We start from the raw sequence: 10,552 nt of genomic DNA, 5'->3' as shown, positions 1-10,552 counted from the left end.
TCTCGCGACGGTCGATGATGAGATCGATGGCGCCCTTCTCGAGCAGGAACTCGGCGCGCTGGAAGCCTTCCGGAAGCTTCTCGCGCACCGTCTGCTCGATGACCCGCGGACCCGCAAAGCCGATCAGGGCCTTGGGTTCGGCGATGACCACATCGCCCAGGAAGCAGAAGCTCGCCGACACACCGCCCATGGTGGGGTCGGTCAGGACCGAGATGTAGGGCAGGCGGCGCTCGGCGAGTTCGGCGAGCATCGCGCTGGTCTTGGCCATCTGCATCAGCGAGAGCACGCCCTCCTGCATCCGTGCTCCGCCCGAGGCCGCCACCGAGATGAAGGGCACCTTCTGGTCGATGGCCGCCTGCACGCCGCGCACGAATCGCTCGCCCACCACCGAGCCCATGGAGCCGGCCATGAACTCGAACTCGAAGGCCGCGACCACCACCGGCAGCGTACGGATCGCGCCGCCCACGACCACGATGGCATCGGTCTCGTCGGTGGCCTCGAGCGCCTCCTGAAGGCGCTCGGCATACTTGCGGCTGTCCTTGAACTTCAGCGCATCGACCGGCAGCACCTCCTGACCGATCTCGTAGCGGCCCTCGGCGTCGAGCAGGCTGTCGATGCGTCTGCGGGCGCGGATGCGCAGGTGATGGCTGCACTTGGGGCACACGCCAAGGCTGCCTTCGAGATCTGCGCCATAGAGCACCGCATCGCAGGCCGGGCACTTCACCCAGAGCCCCTCGGGAACGCGCTTGGCGCCGAGGCTGGCGCGCTTGATGCGCGGGGGCAGCAGCTTGTCGAGCCAGGTCATGCGCGAACCTCCTGTGAAGCGGATGCGACCGGGGCGTCGAGCGCTGCACGGATGCCGGCCGTGAAGTCGCGGGCGCGCTCCGGCGCACCCGCGGGCTCACCCTCGTCGAGGATCTGGATCATGCGGGTGCCGATGATGACGGCATCGGCCACCTCGCCCACTGCGCGGGCGGTGATGCCGTCGCGGATGCCGAACCCCACGCCCACCGGCAGGCCGGTGCGTGCCTTGATCATGCCCACCCGCCGACGGACATCGTCGACATCGAGCGTGCCGCCGGTGATGCCCTTGAGCGACACGTAGTACACATAACCGCTCGCGAGCGCGAGCACATCGACGATGCGCTGCTCGGTGGAGGTGGGCGCCAGCAGGAAGATGGGATCGATGCCGCGTGCCGACACCACCTGCGCGAACGCGCTGGACTCCTCGGGGGGATAGTCGACCACGATCACGCCGTCGACGCCGGCCTCGCGGGCCGCATCGGCAAAGCGTTCCGCGCCCATGCGTTCGATGGGATTGGCGTAGCCCATGAGAACGATCGGCGTGCCGGCATCGGTCTGGCGAAACTCGCGCACCTGCCCGAGCACATCACCGAGCCCCACACCGAGCGCGAGCGCACGCTCGTTGGAGCGCTGGATGGTGGGCCCATCGGCCATCGGATCGGAGAACGGGACGCCGAGTTCGATGATGTCAGCCCCGCCCGCCACCAGGGCATGCATGATCGGCACGGTGAGACCGCGCTCGGGGAAGCCGGCGGTGATGTAGGGCACCAGCGCCTTGCGGCCCTGGCCGCGAAGCCGCTCGAAGGCCGCCTGGATGCGGGTCATGGGCAGTCCTCAGGCGCTCTGGCCGGCGCGCAGCGCCACGGTGTGCATGTCCTTGTCGCCACGGCCGGACAGATTGACCAGGATGATCTTGTCCTTCGCGAGCGTGGGCGCGAGCTTGGCGGCGTACGCCAGCGCGTGGCTGGACTCGAGGGCCGGAATGATGCCCTCGATGCGGCAGCAGTCATGGAAGGCCTTGAGGGTTTCCTCGTCGTCGATCGGCACGTAGGTGGCCCGCCCGCTGTCCTTCAGCCAGGCGTGTTCGGGCCCCACACCCGGATAGTCGAGGCCGGCCGAGACCGAGTGGGTGTCGGCGATCTGGCCGTTCTCGTCCTGCAGCAGATAGGTGCGATTGCCGTGCAGCACCCCCGGAATGCCGGCGGTGAGCGAGGCGGAATGGCGACCGGTGTGCAGCCCCTCGCCGCCGGCCTCGACACCCACCAGACGCACGCCGGGCACATCGAGGTAGGGGTGGAAGATGCCGATGGCGTTGGAACCGCCGCCAACGCAGGCCACCACATAGTCGGGCTGGCGCCCTGCCCGCTCGGGCATCTGGTTGCGGCACTCGATGCCGATCACCGACTGGAAGTCGCGCACCATCATCGGATAGGGATGCGGGCCGGCCACCGTGCCGATGATGTAGAAGGTGTCCTCGACATTGGTGACCCAGTCGCGCATGGCCTCGTTCAGCGCGTCTTTCAGGGTGCGGCTGCCCGACTCGACCGGCACCACCTCGGCGCCGAGCAGCTTCATGCGATAGACATTCTGGGCCTGGCGGACGACATCATCGCTGCCCATGTAGACCACGCACTTCATGCCGTAGCGCGCGGCGATGGTGGCGGTGGCCACGCCGTGCTGGCCGGCGCCGGTCTCGGCGATGACCCGCGGCTTGCCCATGCGGCGCGCGAGCAGCGCCTGGCCGATGGTGTTGTTGATCTTGTGCGCGCCGGTGTGATTGAGGTCTTCGCGCTTGAAGTAGATCTGGGCGCCGCCGAGCATGGCCGACCAGCGCCGGGCGTGGTAGATCGGGCTGGGCCGGCCGACGAAGTGCTCGAGTTCATCGCGGAACTCGGCGACGAATTCAGGGTCGTCGCGGTAGCGCTCATAGGAAAGCCGCAGCTCTTCCAGCGCGTGCATGAGGGTTTCGGCGACGAAGATGCCGCCGTAGGGGCCGAAATGGCCGCGCGCATCGGGAAGATCGTAGGGTTTCATGGACGGGAGCCGATGACGTCAGGGGTTGAGAGACGGGCGTCGGCCTGCATGACCGCTGCCATGAATGCGGCCATGAGGGCCGGGTCTTTGGTGCGGGGATCGGGCCCCTGGATGCCGCTGGAGACATCGACCATGTCGGGCCTGACCTGCACGATGGCATCGCCCACCCCTTGCGGGTTCAGGCCGCCGGACAGCACGAGGCGGAAGGCCCTGGATGCCGGCAGCCACGACCAGTTGAAGCGCTGACCACTGCCGCCAAAGCCCTCGGTGTATGCATCGACCAGAAAAGCCTCCGCTGCCCCGAACGAACCTGCGGATTCTAGCAAATCGGAGGGCCCTCGCATGCGCACGGCGCGCCAGAAAGGCAGCCCCGACGGCAGGCTGAGTGCGCACTGCGCCGGGCTCTCGTCACCGTGGAACTGGACCACATCGAGACCGACGGCTGCCACCGTGTCGGCAACCCGCTGCGGAAGCTCATTGACGAACAGGCCCACCGCCGACACCCAGGAGGGCAGTCGCCGCCGAAGGCTGCGAGCGGCATCGGCATCGAGGGCTCGGGGGCTGCGCGCGTAGAAGACGAAACCCACCGCATCGACACCGAGACGGACCGCCTCGTCGACATCGGCGGGGCGGACCAGGCCACAGAATTTGACGCGGGTTCGGGACACGGCGGGGGGCAGGCAGGTGGGCGATCGGCGCGGAGCGGCCACCGGGCCCGCTGAACGATCAGAAGGGCGGAAGCGGCGGCCAGGAGCCGATGTCGCTGAGTGAGAGGTACTCTACCCCGGAAAGGTAAAGCCCCTGGGCAGCCATGGTGGGCGCAGCCAGCCTGCGGTCGCGACTGACAAGCACCGATGCCAGCCAGCCGGGTGGGCGGCGCCCCATGCCCACCCACACGAGCGAGCCCACCAGATTGCGCACCATGTGATGCAGGAAGGCGTTGGCGCGCAGATCGATGACCAGCAGTTCATCCTGCTCGATGAGATCGACCCGCTCGAGCCGGCGCACCGGTGAGCGCGCCTGGCATTGCGAGGAGCGGAAGGCGCTGAAGTCGTGCTCGCCGATCAGCGATGCAGCGGCCTCGCGCATCACCGACACGGTGAGCGGTCTGTGCACCCAGGCAGCACGCCCCGCCCAGAGCGGATGGCGGGTGGGTGCGCGACGGATCAGGTAGCGGTACTGACGGCGCGATGCATGGAAGCGGGCATGGAAATCGGGCGGCGCCACCACCGCATGCTGCACCGCAAGGCCTTCCGGCAGATGGGCATTGACCCCGCGGATCCAGGCGCCGAGCGGACGCGAAGCGATGGTGTCGAAGTGGACCACCTGCGCAAGGGCATGCACGCCAGCATCGGTGCGACCGGCGCAGATCGTGGCCACCGGATGACCGGCAACCCGCGCCAGCGCCCGCTCCAGCCCATCCTGGGCTGCCAGACCGCCCGGCTGGGTCTGCCACCCCTGGAAGGCGGCCCCGTCATAGGCCAGCCGCAGCGCAATCCGCGTGGCCGACATCGGGGCCTGGGGGCTCAGGAGAGCCGGTCCAGCATCTCCCGGGCGCGCCGCTTCTGATCAGCGTCGCCGGCCTTGAGAACCTCGTCGAGAAGTTCCCGCGCGCCTTCCTTGTCGCCGATCTCCTCGTAGGCCGAGGCGAGATCGAGCTTGGTGCCCATCTCCTGCCAGCGGATCACGTCTTCGGGCTCCTGCACCGCCACCTCGGAGTCGGGACGGGCCTCAGCCCCCCCCAGCGGGCCGAGATCGAGATCGAGCGACGGCGGCTCTGCCGGCGCAGCCACCGTGGGCGGCTCGAGGTCGAGATCAGGCAGATCGAACTTGCCGTCGACCGCCTTCTGCAGGTCGGTGGGCGGGTTGATCTTGGTGTCTTCGAGCTCGAGGTCGAAGTCGAGCGCAGGCTCGGGCTCGGGCTCGGGTTCCGCCTGCGGTGCGGCCAGCGTCGGGCCGGGCTCGAGGCGGTCGTCGAGCGACTCCTGCTCGAAGAGCCCTTCCGCCGGCTCGCCCTCCGCGGGTGCGCCCGCCTGACCGGAATAGAGCGGGTTCTCGGGATCGAGCGCCAGGCCCATCGCCGCAACCTTCGGCCACTCCTCGTTCTGACCGCCGGTCATCTCGTGCATCTCGGCCGCAAGTTCGCCGAACGAGGCGACATCCTTGCGCCCCGCGTAGATCTCGAGCAGTTTGGCGCGGATGGCCTGGCGCCTGGGCTGCTTGCGCAGGGCCTCGCGCAGGATCTCCTCGGCCTGAGCCTCACGGCCGTAGGCGATGTAGACCTCGGCCTCGGCGATCGGATCGACCTCGGTGGCCTGGACATCCACGCCGGTCTCCGGGCTGGCGGTGCCGAACGCGGTGCTGGTGTCGACGCTCTGCCCGCCGGTGGATCCGAAAAGCGAGTTGGGTGACAGCGCCTCGCCGCCGATCAGGTTGTCCTCGGCCTCGGCGGCCTTGCGCCGACGACGCATGGCGAACCATCCGTAACCCGCGCCCAGCGCAAGCACACCGCCCAGCGCGGGCAGCGCGAACGGGTTGTCCAGGAGTTCGTCGACCAGGCTGGGCTCGGCGGGCGGCGGGGGCGGCGCAGACTTGGCAACGACCGGAGGCGCAGCCGGCGCGGGCGCAGGGGCCGGCGCCGCGTCGGCGGCTTTGGCCCCGGCATCAGGCGCTGGTGAGGCGGTGTCTGCGGGTGGGGTCGCCGGTTTGGCAGCCTCCGCAGGCGGCTTGTCGGCTGGCGGGCGACCCGCCTCGGCCTGCTTCTGCAGTTCGGCAAGCTGGCGGCTGCGCAGGTCGATCAGCTTCTGCAGATCGGCCACATTCTTCTCGAGCTCGGCCACACGGGCCTGAGACTCCTTGAGCGCGGCCTCGCGGGCGGCGGTCTGCTCGGCGTTTGCCTGGCCGACCCCGCCGCTGGCGGAGCCCTTGGCGGCCGGTGTCCCCGACTTGGAGATGCGCAGCTGATCCTGGCTGGTGGCGGCCGAGCGATCCTCGACCTTGGCGCCGACCTTGCCGGCACCCGACTGGCCGGCTTTCTCACCGGCCACCTCGGGAGCGGCAGCGGCGACCCGCGAGCGGTACGAGGAGAAGTCGGCTGACTGCCCAAGCAGGAGTTCGCGCGCCTTGGCGGCGTCATAGCCGACGATGTCGGCTGATGGCGGTACCGTGAGGGTGGAATCGGCCTTCAGGCGGTTGACGCTGCCGGCGAAGGCCTGCGGATTGGCTTCATACAGCGCAGCGAGGGTCTGCTCGATGCTGGCGGCAGGCGGGCGCACGCGGCCGGCAATGCCGCCCAGGGTATCGCCACGCTTGACCTGGATCTTGTCGCCGCCGCTCGCGGCGTCAGCCGCAGCGGGGACCGCCGCCGGCGCCGCTGCGGGGGCTGCCGCGCGGCCTGGCGCTGCGGCGGGACGCGCAGCGCGCGATCCGGGCTCGGCCGATTCGGCGGGCTGAGGCGCCGGCGCAGGCGTCGCGGCGACCGGCCCCGGTGCAGCCGCCGGTGCAGGCGCGGCCGCCGGCGCAGGGGTCGCCGCCGGCGAAGCCGCCGCACCGGCCACGCCGACATTCACCTGCACCGCGCCGCCTTCGACCGTCTGGCGGTTGGCGCGCAGCTCGGGCGGGTCGAGCAGGAAGGTGTACTCGCGGACGAAGCGGCCCGACGCCCAGGTGAGCTCGACAAGCATGTCGATGAAGGGCTCGTTGACCGGCTGCGTGGAACTCACCCGGATCACCGCGCGCCCATCGGGGCGCCGATCGATGGCGAACCGGAGGTTGGCCAGGGCGGGGTTGTACTCGAGACCGGCCAGCTTGAAGGCCTCGGGCGAGGCAAGCCGGGCGTTGAGGGTGGCGGACTCTTCCCGGCTCAGGGCCGTGATCTCGACCTCGGCCGCGAGCGGTTGGCCGAGGGCCGACTGGATGGTAAGACGGCCAAGCCCGGCCGACCAGGCCGCGCCAGCCAGCGACAACAGCGACGCGGCGATGGCCACGGACAGAGGCCGTCGGGCAAGATGAAACCGCCCGCGGCGGCCTGGATGAAGGTCGGCAGCCACTGCACTCCCCGGGGCACTTTTCAAGATTTCGAGACTAGCATCAGACACTTATGCCAGCAAGTTAACTCACTGCAGAAGGTTTACCCCGAGGCCATCGCCATCGCCAGCCCGAGGAGGACGGGTGGCAGCACCCGACCGCCGGGAGGACTCTTCGGCGCCCGGCGCCACGGCCGTGCTCGCGCGAGGCGTTGGCGCGACACGGCCGGGCGGCGAGCCCGCCTGGCGTCAGTCCAGGAGGATGCGCAGCATCCGGCGCAGCGGCTCGGCCGCCCCCCAGAGCAGCTGATCGCCCACCGTGAAGGCGCTGTAGAAGCCCTCTCCGATGGTGAGTCGGCGCACCCGACCGACCGCGATCTCGAGCTTGCCGTTGACGGCTGCGGGGCTGAGGGCGCGCATGCTGTCCTCGCGGTTGTTGGGCACGAAACGCACCCAGGGATTACCCCCGGCGATCAGCGATTCGACCTCGGCCAGGGGCAGATCCTTGCGCAGCTTGATGGTGAGCGCCTGACTGTGGCAGCGCATGGCGCCAATGCGCACACACAGGCTCTCGACCGGGATGCGCCCGGGGTCGGCGGCGCCCAGCCCGAGAATCTTGTTGCACTCGGCATCGCCCTTCCACTCCTCGCGGGACATGCCGTTGCCGAGATCCTTGTCGATCCAGGGAATGAGGCTGCCCGCCAGCGGCGCGCCAAAGTGGGTGGTGGGGAACGCCGGCGAGCGCAGGCGCGCCGACACCAGGCGGTCGATATCGAGGATGGCCGAACCTTCGTCGGCGAGCAGGTCGGCAGCCGCGGCGTGGGCCGAGCCCATCTGCGTGAGCAGCTCCCGCATGTTCTGCGCCCCGGCGCCCGAGGCCGCCTGGTAGGTCATGGCGGTGATCCACTCGATGGCGCCCGCCCGGATGAGGCCATTGAGGGCCATCATCATCAGACTGACCGTGCAGTTGCCGCCGATGTGGTTGCGGATGCCTCGGCGCAGGCCGTCACGAATCACCTGCTCGTTCAGCGGATCGAGGATGATCAGGGCGTCGTCCTTCATGCGCAGGGTGGAGGCAGCGTCGATCCAGTGGCCCTTCCAGCCCGCCGCACGCAGCGGCGCGAACACCTCGGTGGTGTAGTCACCGCCCTGGCAGGTGATGATGGTGTCCATGGTGGCCAGCGCCGGGATCGATCGCGCATCCTGCAAGGGCGCACCGCCCAGGGGCGCGGGGCCGCCGACATTGGAGGTGCTGAAGAACACCGGATCGATCAGGGCGAAATCGCCCTCCTCGCGCATGCGCTGCATGAGCACCGAGCCGACCATGCCACGCCAGCCGACCAGACCAACCTTCATTGCCATGATGAGTTCTCCTGAAAGCGTGCCGTGTCAGACCATCGCGGCGAGCACCGCGTCACCCATGGCACGGGTGCCGATGGTCGGCGCACCCGCGTCGGCGATGTCGGCGGTGCGCAGTCCCTGCGCGAGCACGCGACGCACCGCCGCCTCGACCCGGTCGGCGGCGGCCGGCTGGTCGAGCGAGTAGCGCAGCAGCATGGCGGCCGACAGGATGGTGGCCAGGGGATTGGCCACATCGCGGCCGGCGATGTCCGGCGCCGATCCATGGATGGGCTCATACATGCCGAAGCCCTTCGCGTTGAGCGACGCCGAGGGCAGCATGCCGATCGAGCCGGTGAGCATCGAGGCTTCGTCGGACAGGATGTCGCCGAACATGTTGCCGGTGACGATCACATCGAACTGCTTGGGGTTGCGGATGAGTTGCATCGCCGCGTTGTCGACATACATGTGCGACAGCGCCACATCGGGGTACTCGCGGTGCACCTCGGTGACCACATCACGCCAGAACTGGGTGGTTTCCAGCACATTGGCCTTGTCCACCGAGCAGACCCGGCCGGCGCGCTTGCGCGCTGCCTGGAAGGCGGCGTGCGCGATGCGGCGGATCTCGCTCTCGGTGTAGCGCATGGTGTCGAAGCCTTCCCGCTCGCCGCTCTCGGTGGTGCGGATGCCGCGGGGCTGGCCGAAGTAGATGTCGCCGGTGAGCTCGCGCAGGATGAGCAGATCGAGGCCGGCCACCACGTCGGGCTTGAGGGTGGAGGCATGGGCCAGCTCGGGATAGACCACGGCCGGACGAAGATTGGCGAAGAGATCGAAGTGCTTGCGCAGGCGCAGCAGCCCCTGCTCGGGGCGTTGCGCCCTGGGCAGGGTGTCGTAGCGCGGCCCACCCACCGCGCCGAACAGGATCGCGTCGGCGGATTCACACACCCGCAGGGTCTCGGCCGGAAGCGGATCACCGCAGGCATCGACCGCCGCGCCGCCGACCAGCGCGCTTTCCAGGGTGATGTCGAGCCCGCCGGCGGCAAGCGCCTGCAGGACGCGAACCGCCTGCGCGGTGATCTCGGGGCCGATGCCGTCGCCGGCCAGAACAGCAATCTTCATGGGGACTCTCTCCATCGGAGACCGGCCTCGCCAGGGCGATGCCGGGTTGCGTCGGGGCGCGTGGATGGGCCGGATTCAACCGGCCAGGGTACGGCTCAGCCAGGGCTGCTCGCCCAGGCGCCGGGCCTCGAACTCGCGGATCCGGTCGGCGTGCCGCAGGGTGAGGCCGATCTCGTCGAACCCGTTGACCAGGCAGTACTTGCGGAACGGATCGATCTCGAAGGCAAAGCGCCGCGAGCCATCGGCCGTGGACACCGTCTGGGCGGGCAGATCGATCACCAGTTCGAAGCCCGGGAAGGCCGCCACCTCGTGGAAGAGCCAGTCGATTTCAGTCTCGGTGAGACGAATGGGCAGCAGCCCGTTCTTGAAGCAGTTGTTGAAGAAGATGTCGGCGAAGGACGGCGCCAGGATCACGCGAAAGCCGTAGTCCTCGAGGGCCCAGGGGGCGTGCTCGCGCGAGGAGCCGCAGCCGAAATTCTTGCGCGCCAGCAGGACCGAGGCGTTGCGAAAGCGCGGCTGATTCAGGGTGAAATCGGGGTTCAAGGGGCGGCGGCTGTTGTCCATGCCCGGCTCGCCCCGGTCAAGGTAGCGCCACTCGTCGAACAGGTTGGGACCGAAGCCGGTGCGCTTGATCGACTTCAGGAACTGCTTGGGAATGATGGCGTCGGTGTCGACATTGGCACGATCGAGGAAGGCGACCAGGCCGCGGTGCACGGTGAGGGCTTGCATGGGACGATCTCCGGACTCAGGCCCGACGGATGTCGACGAAATGCCCGGCCAGCGCCGCCGCAGCAGCCATGGCCGGACTGACCAGGTGGGTGCGGCCGCCATTGCCCTGCCGCCCCTCGAAGTTGCGGTTGGAGGTGGAGGCACAGCGCTCGCCCGGCTCGAGCCGATCGGCGTTCATGGCCAGGCACATGGAGCAGCCCGGCTCGCGCCACTCGAAGCCGGCGTCCCGGAAGACCCGGTCGAGCCCTTCGGCTTCGGCCTGGCGCTTGACCAGCCCCGAGCCCGGCACCACCAGTGCGAGCCTTACAGTGTCGGCCTTGCGGCGACCGCGCACCACCGACGCTGCAGCCCGCAGGTCTTCGATGCGCGAGTTGGTGCAGGAGCCGATGAAGACCTTGTCGATGCGGATGGACTCCACCGGCGTGTTCGGGGTGAGCCCCATGTATTGCAGCGCACGCTCCATGCCCTCGCGGCGGACCGGATCCTTTTCCTTGTCGGGATCG

General features: G+C 69.2%; 10 protein-coding genes. All 10 read right to left on the bottom strand.

Features of this window, described 5'->3' with window-relative positions; all coding sequences use genetic code 11:
• On the bottom strand, window positions 1–805 hold an 805-nt coding region (gene accD / locus AC2H6A_RS14540), incomplete at its 3' end, for an acetyl-CoA carboxylase, carboxyltransferase subunit beta (protein WP_484274318.1).
• On the bottom strand, window positions 802–1,629 hold the full coding sequence (trpA, locus tag AC2H6A_RS14535) for a tryptophan synthase subunit alpha (protein ID WP_484274317.1): 828 nt from the start codon (window positions 1,627–1,629) through the stop codon (window positions 802–804). The genes trpA and accD, both read right to left, overlap by 4 nt.
• Before the next feature lie 9 nt (window positions 1,630–1,638).
• Window positions 1,639–2,838, bottom strand: coding sequence for a tryptophan synthase subunit beta (gene trpB / locus AC2H6A_RS14530; protein ID WP_484274316.1), 1,200 nt, complete (start codon window positions 2,836–2,838; stop codon window positions 1,639–1,641).
• A complete protein-coding gene (locus AC2H6A_RS14525; protein ID WP_484274315.1) occupies window positions 2,835–3,506 on the bottom strand; it encodes a phosphoribosylanthranilate isomerase in 672 nt (223 codons plus the stop codon). The genes trpB and AC2H6A_RS14525 overlap by 4 nt, the downstream gene beginning before the upstream one ends.
• A gap of 58 nt (window positions 3,507–3,564) precedes the next feature.
• Window positions 3,565–4,350: a tRNA pseudouridine(38-40) synthase TruA gene (gene truA, locus AC2H6A_RS14520; protein WP_484274314.1), complete on the bottom strand. Its 786-nt coding sequence runs from the start codon at window positions 4,348–4,350 to the stop codon at window positions 3,565–3,567.
• Between the two features lie 14 nt (window positions 4,351–4,364).
• Window positions 4,365–6,824, bottom strand: a complete 2,460-nt coding sequence (locus AC2H6A_RS14515) for a motility hub landmark protein FimV (RefSeq protein WP_484274313.1) — start codon at window positions 6,822–6,824, stop codon at window positions 4,365–4,367.
• Window positions 6,825–7,112: 288 nt separating this feature from the next.
• On the bottom strand, window positions 7,113–8,219 hold the full coding sequence (gene asd, locus AC2H6A_RS14510) for an aspartate-semialdehyde dehydrogenase (protein WP_484274319.1): 1,107 nt from the start codon (window positions 8,217–8,219) through the stop codon (window positions 7,113–7,115).
• Window positions 8,220–8,252: 33 nt separating this feature from the next.
• Window positions 8,253–9,320 carry a 3-isopropylmalate dehydrogenase gene (gene leuB, locus AC2H6A_RS14505; protein ID WP_484274312.1) on the bottom strand — a complete coding sequence of 356 codons (1,068 nt, stop codon included), beginning with the start codon at window positions 9,318–9,320 and terminating at the stop codon, window positions 8,253–8,255.
• Window positions 9,321–9,395: 75 nt separating this feature from the next.
• Complete coding sequence (gene leuD / locus AC2H6A_RS14500; RefSeq protein WP_484274311.1) at window positions 9,396–10,049, bottom strand: 3-isopropylmalate dehydratase small subunit; 654 nt, start codon at window positions 10,047–10,049, stop codon at window positions 9,396–9,398.
• A 16-nt stretch (window positions 10,050–10,065) separates the two neighbouring features.
• On the bottom strand, window positions 10,066–10,552 hold a 487-nt coding region (locus AC2H6A_RS14495), incomplete at its 5' end, for an aconitase family protein (RefSeq protein ID WP_484274310.1).

It is taken from the genome of Quisquiliibacterium sp., from assembly GCF_982640115.1.
The sequence above is the reverse complement of the archived record's forward strand: the minus strand, read 5'-3'. Positions and strand labels throughout refer to the sequence as shown.

Excerpts from the sequence above, each read along its gene's own strand:
- trpB (WP_484274316.1), bottom strand. The coding sequence starts at position 2,838 with ATGAAACCCTACGATCTTCCCGATGCGCGCGGCCATTTCGGCCCCTAC.
- leuB (WP_484274312.1), bottom strand. The coding sequence starts at position 9,320 with ATGAAGATTGCTGTTCTGGCCGGCGACGGCATCGGCCCCGAGATCACC.
- trpA (WP_484274317.1), bottom strand. The coding sequence starts at position 1,629 with ATGACCCGCATCCAGGCGGCCTTCGAGCGGCTTCGCGGCCAGGGCCGC.
- truA (WP_484274314.1), bottom strand. The coding sequence starts at position 4,350 with ATGTCGGCCACGCGGATTGCGCTGCGGCTGGCCTATGACGGGGCCGCC.
- leuD (WP_484274311.1), bottom strand. The coding sequence starts at position 10,049 with ATGCAAGCCCTCACCGTGCACCGCGGCCTGGTCGCCTTCCTCGATCGT.
- asd (WP_484274319.1), bottom strand. The coding sequence starts at position 8,219 with ATGAAGGTTGGTCTGGTCGGCTGGCGTGGCATGGTCGGCTCGGTGCTC.